The sequence below is a fragment of the Rhodoferax sp. ZS1R8 genome (assembly GCF_056521325.1).
The window spans coordinates 311,255-327,978 of sequence record NZ_JBWMBA010000001.1; the positions used below are offsets into that span (position 1 = coordinate 311,255).

Here is a 16,724-nt window from a genome sequence, read left to right on the forward strand (position 1 = left end):
TACCAGCGGGAATTGGTGATCCAAGCGGGCACCCTAAACCGACCGTTTACGGAAGGCGTTGGGTACTACAATTTGCACCATTGGAGGGTACAAATGTGAAGCCTATTGTTCTATTTGGAGTCGGCAAGATCGCCGAAGTGCTACTGTATTTTTTCAAAAACAGCAGTGATCGTGAGGTTGTTGCTTGTACGGTTGATCGGCAGTATGTAACCGCAACTGTGTGGAACGGACTGCCCGTGGTCGCATTTGAAGAGATACTGCAAATCTATCCTCCCGACGCTTATGACCTATTTGTGGCTCAGGGTTACCAGGATATGAATGGCCTGCGCGAAGCCAAGTGCCAACTGGTCCGCGATTTAGGTTATACGTTGCCGTCTCTAATTCACCCAGACGCAGGTTTGCCATCCGATTGCGTCTATGGCGACAACTGCTTCGTGATGAACCACGTTCATGTGCACCCTCGGGTGCGCTTTGGGAACAATGTTTTTGTTTGGTCGGGCGCTATGGTGGGGCATCATTCCACGATCGGAGACAACTGCTGGCTTACTTCCAGCGCAAGTGTTTCTGGTGTTGTGTCTATGGGAAAGAACTGCTTTCTAGCAGTCAATGCCACTGTTGGGCACGGCATTGAGATTGCGGATCATTGCTTTATTGGTGCAAACGCGTTGGTGGTTAAGTCAACCAAAGCGGGAGAGACATTCCTCGCGGAAAGTACGAAAGCATTTCGTTTGAATAGCCGCCAATTTTTGCGGATGTCGAAGTTTGACGATGTATGAGTGCCGACAAACCCAGTCCACACTTCATTGCGAGCGATTCATTCCATATCTGCACTCCCCGTCTAACCCTGCGCCCGCCCGTTGAGGGCGATGCGACAGAATTGTGGCCCCTAGTCTCCGACGCTCGTCTCACCACATTTTTGGCGTGGGAACCACATCGCACAATTGAAGAGACCCGCGAGATGCTGAAGTCGTTGATTCGATCACAACAATCCGACGCGGGATACCATTGGGTGGCATTAGCAAATGGCCGACTTGTTGGGTTGGTTTCACTCATTGACGTGCGACGTAGCCATCGTACTTGGACGCTTGATCGCGCAGAGCTAGCCTACTGGATTGGCTGTCCTTTTCAAGGCTTGGGCTATGCTACGGAAGCCGCCACGGCCATAGTCGAATACGCTTTTGGCACCCTACAGTTCCATAAAATTCGGGTTTACCACGCATCAGACAATCCGGGCTCCGGAAAAACTATTGAGAAACTAGGCTTTGAATACGTTGGCCAAGAAAAGGATGCGTTTCGTAAGGACGGGGTTTGGCATCATTTAAATCACTTTGAGATGATTGGCGCACACTCAAATAACCTATCAATCTAAAAGGAGTATTCTTTTGAAAAGATCATTAGCACATGCATACATTTGCCCTGCCACCGGCTCACCTTTGCGACTGGAAGTCACTACGTCTGCTGGGGACGAGATCGTCGAAGGGGTTCTGCAGAACTCAACAGGCACGGATTTTCTAATCAAAAGCGGCATTCCCGATTTCACTTGGCCGTTAGTTTTGCAGCATTCGGATGCCGAAACCAAACAGTCTTACGAGGATATGGCGAAAGACTATGACCGCTACGCGGCACTACCTTTCGTTACATATCGGACCAGTGAGGACGACGTGCGGGAGCGGATGGTAGATGCTCTAGAACTCAAGAGCGATTCTCGTGTTCTGGAAATTGGCTGTGGAACTGGCCGCGGCGCTTTGCACATAGCGCGGCGGCTTGGTGAACGAGGTGAGTTGTACTTACAAGAGATTTCACCGAGGTTGCTGAATATTGCGGTAAACAAACTGAGGGATGCCTCGGTGTCGGCGGAGGTATCGTTGGCCAATGGTAGCTACCTTCCTTTTCCTGACAACTTTTTCGACGCTGCTCACCATTTTGGGGGAATCAATACATTCGCTGAAATTGAAAGATGTTTAAGTGAATTGACACGTGTAGTCAAGCCAGGTGGCAAGATCGTCATCGGGGACGAGGGCCTAGGGCCATGGCTGCGAAACACCGAAATGGGGAGAATTATGGTCAATTCGAATCCATTGCTGAAGTGCGAACCGCCATTGGCGCTCCTACCCCCAAATGCAGTTGAGGTAAAGCTCGAGTACGTCATGATGGGGGCCTTCTTTGTTGTTGAATTCCGCAAGATAGAACAACAGCCGTTGCCGGACTACCACATGCAAATTCCCAGCGCACGCGGTGGAAGTCACTGGTCGCGATACTACGGTCAGTTAGAAGGAGTTTCAGACGAAGCAAAACGCTTGGCCCACGAAGCAAGAGCAAAGACCGGCCAATCCATGCACGACTGGTTGGACAGCGTCGTCCGAGAAGCCGCCACAAAGCGTTGAAAAACAAAATATCCTGTAAATATCCATGCAAACAAGTCAATCGGCATTTTTCTGGGAAAAAAAAGGACAAATTTTCCAATCAAATGGTCAACATCCGTGGATGAGATCCCACAACCAAAATCCATGCGCATTGGTTTTGGAAGAGCGGATCCGTGTCTACTTCACCTGTCGACCGGAAGCAGATGAGCGCGGGTATTTCGCCAGTGTCACTTCGTTCGTAGAAATAGACCGTAGCAACCCCGAACAGGTTTTACTGATAAATGACGCGCCTGTATTATGTCCAGGTGGACTGGGTGCTTTTGATCAATTCGGGGTAATGCCAGGCGCCGTCTTACAGGTCGGCGACGAAGTTTGGCTGTACTACGTCGGTTGGATGCGATGCGAAGGCGCCCCATATTCCCACGCAATCGGCCTTGCAACTAGTAAAGATGGGGGGAGGACATTCGAGCGATACTCGGAAGGACCAATTCTTTCGCGCTCGACGATGGAGCCTTTTTTGCAAAACAGCCCTACTGTCGTGCTTATAAATGGGAAATTCCATATGTGGTATAGCTCAGGCACGCGCTGGTTGATGCACGATGGTCGTCCTGAATCGATTTACGTTCTGATGCATGCGACGTCGGATGATGGCATCCACTGGGTCCGGGACGGAGTTCCATGCATGCCGGTGCTTACCGAGCATGAGTGCCAAACAAACCCCTCAATGCTTGAAATTGATGGCACATACCATCTTTGGTTTTGCCACCGCCACGGGACTGGATTTAGAAACAAAGCCGGTGGTTACCGTATGGGGTATGCGACGTCGACGGATCTCATTCATTGGGATAGACGGGACGAGGCCAGCCCAATGTCGCCGTCTGACTCTGGCTGGGACTCTGAAATGGTTTGCTATCCATATGTGTTTCCGCACAATGACGAGCTTTGGATGCTTTACAGCGGCAACCACTTCGGTCGAGACGGTTTCGGGTTGGCAACTTGCCATCATCCTTAACACCCCACATCGAAGTATAAGGAGCGACATTGACAAATATAGCGATGCAAGGTGAAGTCTGGGCAGATTTCTATAGCGTGCGCAGGCAATCTTTTGCGGGTCGATACCCGACCGAATGGGTGGTAAGAACTCTTGCGGGAGGAAATTATCCTTCCCTTACCTTAGACAAGTCTCTTTACAGAGGACGTCGCATTCTTGATATGGGTTGTGGTGATGGGCGAAATATCCCACTTCTACTAGATCTAGGTTTTGATGTTCACGCTTGCGAAATATCGAAAGATATTGTTGCAGAGCTTGAGTCAACCGCTAACCGGGCCGGCCTTTCCGTTAAGTTTGATGTCGGAAATAATGCAGCACTTCCTTATGAGGTCAATTACTTTGACTACATGTTATGTTGTGCAAGCTGCTACTACCTTAGCTCAACCGCAAAATGGTCTGAGGTAATGGCAGAGTTAGGGCGGGTCATTAAGCCAGGAGGTTTATTAATCGCAAATTTCCCGGATTTCAACAATTTTGTTCTTTCAGACGCAACACGTAATCAGGACGGCACCTTTTTGATTGCGTCAGACCCCTACGGCCTAAGAAATGGAATGAGATTTATGGCGGCAGAAAATGCATCGGATCTAAAAGCGATTTTAGGCCCCGAGTTTCGAGTATTGAGCGTCGGACACCAAGATGATGACTTCTACGGAATTCGAGTCTCCTGCTATCTTGTAGTTGCTGAGAGGGTAGAAAACAGTTGACGCTCAGGAGCTCAGGAGCTCAGGGGTAATCTCTTCCCGAAACTTTACGAACAGCGCTTTTCCGCATACAAAGGAAAGTTCTATTTTTGATGCATGTGTTTCTAGCAAAGTATTGCCGACGCGATAAGGACCATCGCCATGTGCCCAAATATAGTCATCTAATATAAGCCAACCCTGCTTGTCCAAAAGAGGCAGCCATAGCTTGCAATCGAGATCCACTTTCCTAAAGTCGTGGTTGCCGTCTATGTGTATTACGGATATCGTACCTGTGTAATTGATTGTTCCGAATACTTCACTTGTAACAGTTAGATTCTCACTATAATATTTCCACCCTTTTTCCGACTCCATACGCAGGTAATTAAAATGCCCCAAACCAATCGGCAAGATATTAATCGAGAGGTTTTGGGGCAATATCTCGTAATCCCACTCTTTAACCATATGGATTTTGACGTTGTCCGGAGAGTCGTGTTGCGTTGCGGCTCCTTGATGCCATGGGTCAATGGCCAAAACGTTACCGATTTTGAATCGCTTAGACATTAATGCTAGAACGGATGCAGACTTCCCCACCAAAGATCCAATTTCGATGACGTCTCCCTTAGGTGCACTAGCAAAAATTGCCATCATGGCGGCTATTTTTTGGTCATTGGATTCGCCATAGATATTACCAATCATTCGAAATACTGAAGCGATTTCAATATTACTCAGATTGGTAAACCCATTCGAGCAATCGACGATGAACGAACGATAGCTTGCTACTTTTTGCATCAGCTTGTTGAATCGCTCCATCTCCCTTTTTATAGGCGACTCTCCAATCAATTGAATGGAAAGCTTGTTTTCCATGATGAATCGGTTCAACCACGAATGTACTGCAGCTACGGGAGCGTAGATTCGTTCTATCTTCCTAGTGATAATAAAATTCAGAAAAAAATCTGGAAAACTGTCTTCATAAACATATGGCAGATAGGCCAGATTAGTTATTTCGTCAAACAGTTCGGAGCTTCGCTCAGAAGTTGCCGCAATAACGTTTTCATGCCGCATTTGTGCTGCTTCAAAATAATTGCGCCCATCGGGGTGGGTAGCGGGGAAAACCAAAGTTGCAGGGTTGTTAGCCATGTTTATTTCCGGTGTGTTGGTCGACGATTGACTTGTCATTTATGTTCTTTAAATTTGAACTAAGTTCACTGCTTTCAACATGGCCTGCACATGTGTAACCTTGTTGTGCATAAGCACATCTATGATAGACAGATTTGACACGTGCTCTTGCGTGCCTTGAAAGTATTGGGCAGCGGTAGACTGTAAAAAATGTAATTCTATATTGTGCTTGGCGAATTCTGTTTTCTCATACAAATCTATTCCTCCAATCGAATTGACATAATCACTGGCCCCTTCTAGGCGGCAAATGTCTAGTATCCGTGTTTGCGCCTTGAGGTGGCTGTTGTTGTAAATACGCGATGTGCCCACTATTTGCACATTCAGCGAAAGGTACTTCGCTAGTTCTCGAAGGCTGTTGAGCAGAAACGCGTGTAAGTGCGTCGCAGGGAAGTAGATCAAGCGCTCTAGCAGTCGGGATGTTTCCATGTAATTTGGCGCTTTGCTGTAGGCTTGGCATACAGTTCTCAGGAGTTTAAGTCTCCAGTCCTGCTCGTCTGCAAGTTCGATTTCACAAATCAACCTGTTTTGGCTTGCACCTCGCAGTGGTAGAGTGAAAGTGTGAACGGACCCGTTTATCAGCAGCCGATTCCTGTTTATCCAGCCTCGGTTTATGAAGTGAACATCGTCGTAAATGACAAATTTATCCACCGCAGCCATTAACTGAAAGTATCCAATATATGGCATAAAGTAAGGCTGCATAATTGCCAGTCGGGTGCTGATCGACGTCATTCTGCGATCAAACTCACAATGTACTCAACCTGGCGCAAGGAAAGATCAGGGTAAATAGGCAAGCAAATTACTTCATTTGCCGCTTTGGTTGCAACTGGTAAATTTGCCGCCGCCGCAGACGGCAAGGATTGGTACATGGGGAAATTGCTGATAAGTGGGTAAAAGTATCTGCGCCCAAAGATACCGTTTGCCTTGAGCTTCTCAAACAAAGAGTCACGTGAAATCGGATAGGCAGGCTTCACCAGTATTGGGAAGTAGGAGTGGTTTCCTTCTTTAAGGGCAAGCTCCGGAAGGCATTCGATTCCGTCAACCGTCGCTAAAGCATGGCGGTAATGGGCATCTAAAAGCTTGCGCCCAACCAGCGCCTGGTCTACCCCCTTGAGTTGAAGCAAGCCAAATGCAGAGTTGATCTCACTCATCTTGCCATTGATCCCAGGAGCGATGACAGTAACCTCATCCACAAACCCAAAGTTCTTCAAATGGTCTATGCGCTCCTTGGTCTTGGCATCTTGGCAAATAATGGCACCCCCTTCAAACGTGTTAAACACTTTCGTAGCATGGAAGCTCAGCACAGACAAGTCTCCATAGTTCAATACGCTCCCACCACGGTACTGCACTCCAAATGCATGCGCTGCGTCGTAGATCACCTTGAGGCCATAGGTGTCCGCAATCTTCTGTATGCGGTCGACATCACAGGGTTGGCCATAACAATGCACCGGCATGATGGCTGTGGTCTGCGGAGTAATCGCCGCCTCAATGCGCGCCGGGTCCAAGTTCAAAGTGCCCGGATCGATATCCACAAAAACCGGCTTTATGCCATTCCAAAGCAGGGAGTGTGCCGTCGCGACAAATGAATATGGCGTGGTGATGACCTCACCCGTAATCCGCAACGTCTGCAGCGCTGTCACCAGAGCAAGAGTGCCGTTTGTAAAAAGCGAAATATGCTTCACCCCCAAATATTCACATAGTGCCTGCTCCAGCTTTTGATGAAACGGACCTGCGTTGGTTAGGCATTTGCTATCCCAAATCTGCTGCAGATAGGGGACAAATTCCTCCAACGGCGGCAATACCGGTTGGGTCACGTACACAGGGAAGTCTGCTTTTCGTTCTTTTTCCATCTGGAACCTCGTAATACTAACCAGCTGCCAGCGAGTGGTAATGCCATTGTAGGCGGCGGTATATACCCACTGGGTGCGCTCCATATGTTTGAACTCCGAACAACCACTGACAGACAATTGCTGCTGCTACTCAATTCATAGCACACCTCGCCCATTTCACGGGGGCTGGACAGCCATGCAGCATTGGTGAACGGGCCAAAAACTTGGAGGGCGTTTGATTCCAGTCGGCAAGTATCATATCGGGGTACTAAAAGCGTTTAGTTGCACTTAAGTCCACGTGGAGTAGCATGAATTTAGAAGAACAGCATAAGCTTGAAGCCGAAGCCAGTCAGTTGGAGAGCCTTTTCACCAGTGGCCAGTACGGACAGCTGGAGGTACTGGCGCAAGTGTTTGTGGCGAAACATCCCCGCCTGGGATTCGGGTGGAGTGTGTTGGGCACTGCACTTCAGCTTCAAGGTAAAGATGCGTTGCCCGCCGTGCGCAAGGCGGCTGAGCTATTGCCTGATGACGCCATGGCCCAGCGCAACTTGGGCGATGTACTGCAATCTGCCGGGCAATACGATGCAGCGGCGGCAAGCTTTCGATTGGCTCTAGAGCTTGACCCAGATTCAGCAGAAACGTATCTCAATTTAGGTAATACCCTCAAAGCCCAGGGCCAGCTTGCCGAGGCCGAAGCCTACTACAACCATGCATTGAAGCTTAGGCCGGAATTCGCCGAAGCACACTGCAACCTGGGCGTCCTCTTCCTTGATAGCCAAAAACTCGAAGACGCTGCAATTAGCTTTCGCAGAGCGATTGACATAAACCCGAATTTCGGAGTTGCTTACGGGGCGCTCGGTACAACTCTCAAAGCGCTGGGTCGGCCAAAAGAGGCTGAAACCGCGCTGCGGCGGGCAATCCAGTTAATGCCTATGTATGCCGAGGCACACGTTAACCTTGGGGCCACCATACGATCGTTGGGCCGCACCCATGAAGCTGCCGCGTGCTTTCGGCAGGCGCTTACCATAGACCCCGGTCTCGCGGAGGCCCACAGTAATCTCGGCGCAGCGCTTCTAGAAATGGGCCTCTCTAGCGAGGCTGAACAAAGTTTTAGGCAAGCGCTGCACATCAATCCAACGTTTGCGGACGCGCATAGTGGTCTCTCAGCCGCCCTCCGGGGTCTTGGCCGCCCCGACGAGGCAGTAGCCAGTTGCAGGGCGGCACTGAGACTCGACCCTCATTCAGCCGAAGCGCACAATAATTTGGGCGTACTTCTCAGCGAGCTGGGGCATTACGAGGAAGCCGAGGCTTGTTATCAAAGAGCCATCGAATGCGACCCAAAGTTTGTCGATGCTTACAGCAACCGGCTCTTTCACCTCAGCCACATGGAAGCTGTGGATGCAAAAACATTGTTTGCGGAGCACCAGAGATTTGCCACGCAGTTTGAGACTTCTTTAATCCCTCACTGGCCGCGCCATACCAACTCGCGTGACCCAGATCGAATATTACGGGTTGGTTTCGTATCAGCTGATTTGCGTACCCACCCTGTAGCGAACTTTCTTGAGCCGGTTTTGGAGTACCTTGCTGGCAATCCGAAACTGTCGCTATATGCGTACTACAACCACGCACACCAAGATATGGTTACGCTGCGCCTAAAGAGACATATACCCTACTGGCGATCTATTGTGGAACTATCAGACGATGCTGCTGCAGAGCAGATCGTTCGCGACCGAATCGACATATTGTTCGACCTTTCGGGTCACTCCTCCAGACATCGGTTACTTATGTTCGCACGAAAAGCTGCCCCTATACAGGTAAGTTGGATGGGCTACGCTGGCACCACAGGCTTATCTGCGATGGACTACTACTTTACGGATCGTTTTTTCGCTCCACCTGGACTCATGGACAACCAGTTTTCAGAAAAACTCGTACGCATGCCGGCTTGCGCACCGTTCTTGCCGTTCAGCGATTCCCCGCTGATCAATGCGCTACCTGCGCTCAGAAGAGGCTATTTGACCTTTGGCAGCTTCAATATGGTCAGGAAGCTCAATCCTTCCGTAGTTGCGCTATGGTCCCAGGTCTTGCATGCACTTCCTAGCGCAAGGATGCTTATAGGTGCGATGCACTCAGCTGGCGACATCGAATTAGTGGCCAAATGGTTTGCTGATGCTGGCATTGCGAAGGCCCGACTATCTTTCGAGCCCAAACGCAGTATGAAAGACTACCTTCAGTTACACCATCAGCTAGACGTGTGTCTTGACGCCTTTCCCTACCCGGCGGCGACCACCAGTTGCCACGCATTGTGGATGGGAGTACCCACCATCACAATGGGGGGGGCGACGCCCGTAAGTAGGGTGGGGGCCGCACTGCAGAGTCATGCAGGATTAGATCAGTTCGTCGCCAACAACAAGGTCGACTTCGTAAATAAGGCTGTGTACTGGTCGACTCAACTGACTGAGCTTGCCAGTATCAGGGCAGGGCTACGAGAGACATTTAGTCAATCTGCGCTGGGACAAACGGGCGTAGTACCCTCAATCGCGGAGCGTGCACTCCGGATCATGTGGCGGCGCTGGTGTGAAGGGCTGTCGGCAGAGGCGTTCGAGGTTTAGTCGATACGTAATACGCACGTAATCAGAAAACAGTATTCAATGTCCATACAAAGCAATATCTTTAAAAAATTCGATCCCACCTTGGATACTTTGCTTGTTTTCAAATAAACGATGGTCGTTAGCGTGAATCTTGGTCATGATGCTTTTCCTCAAAACTCTATCCGAAGCAATAGCTACTGCCTTTTGAGCGTAGCTCTCTTTGTCCTGCGCGACACACTCCATCACATCCAGCAACTTGGCATAAAACAGTCCGACGCGCCCACGCATCAAATCGCCAGGCTTCGTTACGAAGGGGGTTCCAACTGCGCAGGTTGTTATGGCGGTTGTTCCGATACCAAAATGGAAAGAGTCCAGCACCACGTCTGCAGCTTTGCACAGGCTGGCGAAATCATTCCAATCGGAGAGCCAAGGCAGAAATAGGATTCTGTCGCGTACGCTTTGCACCACTGTTTTTTCAAGCCGGCTCTGTAAGAGAGATTGCCATACGCTGTATTTCTTGTCCGCAATGAGAATGACGTGCCCGCTAGGGTCCAACTCTAAAATCCGCTCCATTGCGGCATCAAAGTCGGGGTGCAGCTTATGAAGCATCATTGGGCACAGGTATATATGTCCGTTGCTTGGCATGCCCAGTTCAGAACGTGATTTATATTGATGTGGCAATACAGGGCGCTCAAAATAAAATAGACCCAAGGGTAATTTAATGAGCCTTTCGCTGTAGTGCGCCTCCGCATCTTCGGTTTCGATGAGAACCGAGGAAATGAAGCAATCCATCGCGGCAATCCCGGTTGTCACTGGGTGGCCTCCCAACACACACTGAGTACGAGCCAACCGAGAAAAAGCCAGAAAGTAACTGAACGGGTCCATCCCAATATCCAGGTACACCAAAACGTCAAGCTTAAGAGCAGCGAGCTGTTCTCGCGCCGCTGCAAGGCTGTCGGCCAGCTGTATAAAGGCCCCACGAAAATTCGGATAGGTCGCGCGCAGAAGTTCATCTTGGGGTTCCGCGCTAGAAATCAAAGTAATTTCAAAATCATCCTGCTCTGCTAGTCCTTCTATGACGCGACTGAAACACAACGCTACCGAATGCTTTGTTATAAATTTCGATAAAAAACCAATACGCTTTTTTTGGTCGGGCGAGGGTGGCGAAGCACAATGGGGTGCAGTGAATAAGAGACTGGGGCATGCGTTGGCGTACATCTGCGCAACTCTTATCTGAATATCTTTATCGTTGACCCCGTGGTACGCCAAGTAGAAATTAGTGTTGCACGCGTCCTTGATGGGATCAAGCTGGGTTATGCCTGCTTCTATTAGCCTTTCGACGTTGCGTTCAAACCTCGTGCGACTTGCCAATACCGCGTCGCGTGTCCCCATGATCGGAGGAAGCATCAGCCCCTCAAGGATGGTGAGCTTGCCACTGGGTTTGATCGCCATTGCGCGCAAATAGTTGGCCCGTGCCTCTTCGATTTTCCCTTGATCCTTAAGCGCATTGCCACGGTTGGTGTGGGCTTCCACGTTATTTGGCTCAATGTCGATGATTAAGCTGTAGCAAGCTTCTGCCTCCGCCAACCTTCCTTGGTACTGGAGCACATATCCACGGTTGATGTGGGCTTCAACATAGTCTGGTTTTAGCGCAATTGCCTTGTCATAGCTAAAGAGCGCCGCGTCCATTTGGCCAAGTTCTTGGAAAACCACGCCACGGTTGTAATGGGCCCCAACAAAGTCAGGTTTGATTGCAATCGCTTTGTCAAAGCTGGCGATCGCAGCGCTCAATTCCTTCAGATCCTTAAGCACTCCCCCTCGATTGACATATGCTTCGGCAAAGTCCGGTCTGAGGGCGATTGCCCTGTCATGGCTTAACTTGGCCTCGGCAAGCTTTCCTAAGGCCTTAAAAGCGTTCCCACGATTGGTGTGCGCTTCAGCAAAGTTGGGTTGTACGGCAATGGCCCTGTCATAACTAGCAACCGCAGCTTCAAACTTTTCAAGCGCTTGCAATGCAATGCCGCGGTTGTAGAGCGCGCCCAAAAAGTTGGGCAGCAAGGAGATGGCTTTGTCATAGCTTGACACAGCCGCAGGGAGCTGGTTCAGCTCCCTCAGTGCTACCCCACGGTTGTAATATGCGTTTGCATAGTCTGGCTTGAGTTCAATTGCCTTGTCGTAACAGGTGATTGCGGGTTGGAACTGCTTGAGTTTTAGCAGGGCATTTCCACAGTTCGAGTAGAAGACTGCCTGTTGCGGATCGATTGCAATGGCTTGACTAATCAATTCGACAGCGCGCTCGGGGTTTCCAGTGTCCATGAGGACTACACCCAACAGATGCAGCGCTTCCGCATGACGAGGCTGTACTTTCAAAATGCTTTCGTACATTGCGCGAGCATTTGCCAGTCGCCCTTGTTGATGCAATTGCACTGCCTGCTGAAAGAATGTCTGTAGCGTCGAGATGGTTGGGGTACTCTGCATGAATGGAAACTTCAGTTGAAAGAGACGACGGTTGCCAGGAAATCGGTCATATCCTGAATGCCTCTACTGTTTTGGAACAAGGCATGGTTATTGTCAAGCATCATTTTTTTGATGCGCTCTCGCTCGGCCGGCTGGGTGGCAATAGAAACTGCCTTGGTAGCATAACGCTCCACATCGTCGGTAACACACTCCATCAGACCCATCAGTTTGCAGTAGTACAGCCCCACGCGTCCACGCAGAAACTCACTCGGCTTGGTAACAAAGGGGGTCCCAACCGCACAAATGGGGATAGCAGTAGTGCCGATGCCAAAGTGAAATGGATCCAAAATAACATCTGATGCTTCCACCGCACGCATAAATTCTTGAGGGTCTGTAACCCAGGGGATAAAGATTACGCGGCTTCGCACATCGGCCGAGATGGTTAGTGCAAATCGGCGCTCCAGCTGTTTCTGCCATGCAGAAAACTTCTTGTCTGCAAACAGGACGATATGGCCGGCGGGGTCAAGCTGCAGGATGCGCTCCATGGCCGCATCAAAGTCTGGATGTAATTTATGCAGCGTCATGGGGCACGCATATATGCTCCCCACCGCCGGCAGGCCCAACTCGGCCTTGGTCTTATTAAATGATGGCAGCACCGGGCGATCAAAGTAGTGCGCCCCGTGAGGCAACCTCACTAGTGTTTCGCTGTAATGCTCCTGCGCATGCTCAACCTCGCTCAACTCTGTGGACAGAAAGTAGTCCATTGCTGCGATGCCGGTTGTAACTGGATGCCCCCCGAGCACACATTGCACACGCGCTAACCTTGCAAACGCAAGAAAGTAGCTAAAGGGTTCCATGCCAATGTCAAGGTAGACCAAAACGTCTAGTTCAAGTGCAGCTATTTGATTTCGCGCGCGCTCCAAAGTTGGAGTAACTTTCACATACTGCCCAGCGAAGTTCGGATACGCTTCCTGAATGACTGCTGGGTCGGCATCTGCCGTTGAGATGAGCACCACGTCAAAGGCATGGGTTGCCGCTAATCCTGCAACTATTTTGCTGAAACTTAAAGCCACCGAATGGCGGGTTATGAATTTAGACAGAAATCCGACGCGTTTCTTGCCCCCTACGCTCTTGGCCTGGTTGCAATGAGGGGCTACGAACAGCAAACTAGGGCATGCTTGAGCATAGAAGTTTGCAACATCAGTTTGTACAGCCTTGTCATTGAGACCGTGGTAGGCAAGGTGGAAATTGGTATTGCAGTACTCTTTTAGCGGATCGTCGATGGCGATACCAGCACTTGCCAATTCGGTGAGGCCACTTTCAAACCGAGTGCGCTCCAACAATACCTCTTCGTGAGTACCCATGATGGGTGGGACCGCTAATGTCATCTGGATTCTCAGGGCAAACGTTGCCCTGAGCGCATAGCATCGCGCATAGGCGGGCCGAGCCTGATTCATTGAGCCTTGCGCATGTAGAAGTTTGGCAAGGGTGAGTACAGCTTCGTAGTGCCCAGGCGTTAGCGCGACTGCTTTTTGGATGTAGTGCAACGCTTGCTCTGGCTTCTTATCCTGCAATGCGACGCCGATGTTGAAGTGGGCTTGGCCATAATTCGGTGCCAGCGCTATTGCCCGGTTATAGGCCTCCAAGGCTGCTTCTGGTTGACCTTGCTCCTGTAGCGCAGTACCCAGATTGTTTAAAGCCTCCGCATACCCAGGAATCAATGAAATCGCAATTCGATAGCTCTCAACTGCCTCAGGGATCCTGCCCTGCGTAAATTGGACGATACCCAAGTTGTTATACGCCTCAGCAAAGTCAGGCTTTATTGCTATAGCTCTTCTATAGCTTTCTTCTGCCTCTTCATTATGGCCAACGTCTTTCTGTACGTTGCCAAGTGTGCTGTAGTAAAAAGCGTTGTTAGGACCCGCGACGATTGCCTCGTTTATTAGCCCCATCGCACGGTCGCTATTGCCCTGCTTGTGGTCGATAACTCCGAGCCATAGCAGTGCCTCTGGCTGACGGGGGCTGACTGCCAATACTTGCTCATACAAAGTTTTAGCCTGCTGGAGTCGGTCTTGCCGCAACGACTGCATGCCTAGTGTGAGCCACGTAAGCACCATTGCCATACCATTCGCAGGCTTTTTAGTCTGCTGCGTCACTTTGCGTTGGCAGCAATGTTTGTACTTTTTAGTGCTGCCGCAGGGGCAGGCATCGTTTTTGTCGATTGGCGTATGTGACAACTCTGTAGGCTTCATTTTCAGATGGCTAAGCCCGGCGGTAAAAAAATGCTTGCCAGGAAATCGGTCATATCCTGAATGCCTCTACTGTTTTGGAACAAGGCATGGTTATTGTCAAGCATCATTTTTTTGATGCGCGCGCGCTCCGCCGGCTGGGTGGCAATAGAAACTGCCTTGGTAGCATAACGCTCCACATCGTCGGTGACACACTCCATCAGACCCATCAGTTTGCAGTAGTACAGCCCCACGCGTCCACGCAGAAACTCACTCGGCTTGGTAACAAAGGGGGTCCCAACCGCACAAATCGGGATAGCAGTAGTGCCGATGCCAAAGTGAAACGGATCCAAAATAACATCTGATGCTTCCACCACCCGGATAAATTCTTGGGGGTCTGTCACCCAGGGGATAAAGATTACGCGGCTTCGCACATCGGCCGAGATGGTTAGTGCAAATCGGCGCTCCAGCTGTTTCTGCCATGCAGAAAACTTCTTGTCTGCAAACAGGACGATATGGCCGGCGGGGTCAAGCTGCAGGATGCGCTCCATGGCCGCATCAAAGTCTGGATGTAATTTATGCAGCGTCATGGGGCACGCATATATGCTCCCCACCGCCGGCAGGCCCAACTCGGCCTTGGTCTTATTAAATGATGGCAGCACCGGGCGATCAAAGTAGTGCGCCCCGTGAGGCAACCTCACTAGTGTTTCGCTGTAATGCTCCTGCGCATGCTCAACCTCGCTCAACTCTGTGGACAGAAAGTAGTCCATTGCTGCGATGCCGGTTGTAACTGGATGCCCCCCGAGCACACATTGCACACGCGCTAACCTTGCAAACGCAAGAAAGTAGCTAAAGGGTTCCATGCCAATGTCAAGGTAGACCAAAACGTCTAGTTCAAGTGCAGCTATTTGATTTCGCGCGCGCTCCAAAGTTGGAGTAACTTTCACATACTGCCCAGCGAAGTTCGGATACGCTTCCTGAATGACTGCTGGGTCGGCATCTGCCGTTGAGATGAGCACCACGTCAAAGGCATGGGTTGCCGCTAATCCTGCAACTATTTTGCTGAAACTTAAAGCCACCGAATGGCGGGTTATGAATTTAGACAGAAATCCGACGCGTTTCTTGCCCCCTACGCTCTTGGCCTGGTTGCAATGAGGGGCTACGAACAGCAAACTAGGGCATGCTTGAGCATAGAAGTTTGCAACATCAGTTTGTACAGCCTTGTCATTGAGACCGTGGTAGGCAAGATGGAAATTTTGGCTGCAGTGTTCCGCAACAGGATCCTCTAATCGGATCCCGCTCTGAGCCAGTTTAAAAAGGTTGTCCTCGAATTTTTTTCGAGTAGTAAGTACTTGATCTTGCGTTCCTAGTATGGGTGGGAGTATCAATGCGGCCTGGACTTTTATACCAAGGCTCCCTTTGCGGGCAAAACACTCATCGTAGGCAGCACGCGCCAAGTCAGTCTCGCCCTGGCCTTGCAGAAGTGATGCGAGTGTTAGCAGGGCAAAGTAATTCTCAGGCTGAATCTCCAATGCCCTCTTAGCATAAGGCAGTGCCTGCTCAGGGGCTCGTTCAGATAGCGCGTCGGCAATATTGAAATATGCCTGCCCGTAACTGGGCGCAAGTGCTATTGCCTTTTGATAAGCCTCCACGGCGGCATCAACATGCCCTTGTGCCTGAAGAACGGTACCAAGATTGTTGAAAGCCTCAGCACGGCTAGGGTTCAGAATCAATGCTTGACGGTGGCTCGCTGCGGCCTCGTCGAGCCTCCCCTGCATGGACAAGACGACACCCAAGTTACTGTAGGCTTCTGCAAACTGTGGTGCTAGCTGGAGTGCCATGCGATAGTGATCGACAGCCTCTGAAAGTTTGTTTTGGGTTGCTAACACAGTGCCTAAACTGTCATACACCTGCGCGAAATCGGGCTTGATCGACAAGGCATTGCGATAGCTCTCCACAGCCAGTTCGCTTTGACCCAAATCTTTAAGCAAGTTGCCGAGGGTGAAATGGTAGACAGCATTGCTAGTACTCGCAGCAATTGCCTTACGTAAATGCTCCAGCGCTCGCGTGCTATCGCCTCGGCGGTAGTAGACGACACCCAGCCCATGCAAGGCATCTGGCAATTGCGGAACGATTTGCAACGCCTGTTCATACATTGTCTTGGCTTGTTGCAGGCGCCCTTGATGCAACAACTCGATACCCATCCGCAACCAGTTTTGCGCCATCGCAGTCGTTTGTGAGGGGTTGACGTGCTGCTGCTTCTCCTTGCGTTGGCAGCAATGTTTGTACTTTTTGGTGCTCCCACAGGGGCAAGGCGCGTCTTTGTCAATCGTTGTCATCGTCTTTATGTTCGCT

12 protein-coding genes are annotated in these 16,724 nt (G+C 50.4%); 6 read left to right on the top strand and 6 right to left on the bottom strand.

Annotated features, from left to right (window positions below; all coding sequences use genetic code 11):
• The first annotated feature begins 95 nt into the window (after nucleotides 1-95).
• From AC097P_RS01460 to AC097P_RS01480, 5 genes are read left to right on the top strand one after another with little or no spacing between them, the layout of a single operon-like run.
• Entirely contained in the window at nucleotides 96-776 is a 681-nt protein-coding gene (locus AC097P_RS01460) for an LbetaH domain-containing protein (protein WP_479608586.1), read from the top strand.
• Entirely contained in the window at nucleotides 773-1,369 is a 597-nt protein-coding gene (locus AC097P_RS01465) for a GNAT family N-acetyltransferase (protein ID WP_479608587.1), read from the top strand. The genes AC097P_RS01460 and AC097P_RS01465 overlap by 4 nt, the downstream gene beginning before the upstream one ends.
• 13 nt (nucleotides 1,370-1,382) lie before the next feature.
• On the top strand, nucleotides 1,383-2,384 hold the full coding sequence (locus AC097P_RS01470) for a class I SAM-dependent methyltransferase (RefSeq protein WP_479608588.1): 1,002 nt from the start codon (nucleotides 1,383-1,385) through the stop codon (nucleotides 2,382-2,384).
• Nucleotides 2,385-2,409: 25 nt separating this feature from the next.
• Complete coding sequence (locus AC097P_RS01475; protein ID WP_479608589.1) at nucleotides 2,410-3,375, top strand: glycoside hydrolase family protein; 966 nt, start codon at nucleotides 2,410-2,412, stop codon at nucleotides 3,373-3,375.
• Nucleotides 3,376-3,404: 29 nt separating this feature from the next.
• Nucleotides 3,405-4,118 (top strand): class I SAM-dependent methyltransferase, encoded by a 714-nt coding sequence (locus AC097P_RS01480; protein ID WP_479608590.1) that lies wholly within the window; start codon nucleotides 3,405-3,407, stop codon nucleotides 4,116-4,118.
• Nucleotides 4,119-4,121: 3 nt separating this feature from the next.
• On the opposite strand, the gene AC097P_RS01485 is transcribed toward AC097P_RS01480, so the two are convergent.
• From AC097P_RS01485 to AC097P_RS01495, 3 genes are read right to left on the bottom strand one after another with little or no spacing between them, the layout of a single operon-like run.
• Nucleotides 4,122-5,231, bottom strand: coding sequence for a class I SAM-dependent methyltransferase (locus AC097P_RS01485; protein WP_479608591.1), 1,110 nt, complete (start codon nucleotides 5,229-5,231; stop codon nucleotides 4,122-4,124).
• 48 nt (nucleotides 5,232-5,279) lie between these two features.
• Entirely contained in the window at nucleotides 5,280-5,999 is a 720-nt protein-coding gene (locus AC097P_RS01490) for a WbqC family protein (RefSeq protein ID WP_479608592.1), read from the bottom strand.
• Entirely contained in the window at nucleotides 5,996-7,117 is a 1,122-nt protein-coding gene (locus AC097P_RS01495; RefSeq protein WP_479609452.1) for a DegT/DnrJ/EryC1/StrS family aminotransferase, read from the bottom strand. The genes AC097P_RS01490 and AC097P_RS01495 overlap by 4 nt, the downstream gene beginning before the upstream one ends.
• A gap of 287 nt (nucleotides 7,118-7,404) precedes the next feature.
• Between AC097P_RS01495 and AC097P_RS01500 the strand changes: the two genes are divergently transcribed.
• Nucleotides 7,405-9,705, top strand: coding sequence for a tetratricopeptide repeat protein (locus AC097P_RS01500; RefSeq protein WP_479608593.1), 2,301 nt, complete (start codon nucleotides 7,405-7,407; stop codon nucleotides 9,703-9,705).
• 36 nt (nucleotides 9,706-9,741) lie between these two features.
• Here AC097P_RS01500 and AC097P_RS01505 read toward each other — a convergent pair whose 3' ends face one another.
• From AC097P_RS01505 to AC097P_RS01515, 3 genes are read right to left on the bottom strand one after another with little or no spacing between them, the layout of a single operon-like run.
• A complete protein-coding gene (locus tag AC097P_RS01505) occupies nucleotides 9,742-12,162 on the bottom strand; it encodes a tetratricopeptide repeat protein (RefSeq protein ID WP_479608594.1) in 2,421 nt (806 codons plus the stop codon).
• Between the two features lie 11 nt (nucleotides 12,163-12,173).
• The gene (locus AC097P_RS01510; protein WP_479608595.1) at nucleotides 12,174-14,393 is read right to left on the bottom strand and encodes a tetratricopeptide repeat protein; all 2,220 of its coding nucleotides are present in this window, start codon (nucleotides 14,391-14,393) and stop codon (nucleotides 12,174-12,176) included.
• 2 nt (nucleotides 14,394-14,395) lie between these two features.
• Entirely contained in the window at nucleotides 14,396-16,708 is a 2,313-nt protein-coding gene (locus AC097P_RS01515) for a tetratricopeptide repeat protein (RefSeq protein WP_479608596.1), read from the bottom strand.
• Nucleotides 16,709-16,724: the final 16 nt, after the last annotated feature.

What these genes read in the sequence shown, in the direction of transcription:
- AC097P_RS01465 (WP_479608587.1), top strand. Translation starts at nt 773, where the DNA reads ATGAGTGCCGACAAACCCAGTCCACACTTCATTGCGAGCGATTCATTC.
- AC097P_RS01475 (WP_479608589.1), top strand. Translation starts at nt 2,410, where the DNA reads ATGCAAACAAGTCAATCGGCATTTTTCTGGGAAAAAAAAGGACAAATT.
- AC097P_RS01485 (WP_479608591.1), bottom strand. Translation starts at nt 5,231, where the DNA reads ATGGCTAACAACCCTGCAACTTTGGTTTTCCCCGCTACCCACCCCGAT.
- AC097P_RS01490 (WP_479608592.1), bottom strand. Translation starts at nt 5,999, where the DNA reads ATGACGTCGATCAGCACCCGACTGGCAATTATGCAGCCTTACTTTATG.
- AC097P_RS01495 (WP_479609452.1), bottom strand. Translation starts at nt 7,117, where the DNA reads ATGGAAAAAGAACGAAAAGCAGACTTCCCTGTGTACGTGACCCAACCG.
- AC097P_RS01500 (WP_479608593.1), top strand. Translation starts at nt 7,405, where the DNA reads ATGAATTTAGAAGAACAGCATAAGCTTGAAGCCGAAGCCAGTCAGTTG.
- AC097P_RS01505 (WP_479608594.1), bottom strand. Translation starts at nt 12,162, where the DNA reads ATGCAGAGTACCCCAACCATCTCGACGCTACAGACATTCTTTCAGCAG.
- AC097P_RS01510 (WP_479608595.1), bottom strand. Translation starts at nt 14,393, where the DNA reads ATGAAGCCTACAGAGTTGTCACATACGCCAATCGACAAAAACGATGCC.
- AC097P_RS01515 (WP_479608596.1), bottom strand. Translation starts at nt 16,708, where the DNA reads ATGACAACGATTGACAAAGACGCGCCTTGCCCCTGTGGGAGCACCAAA.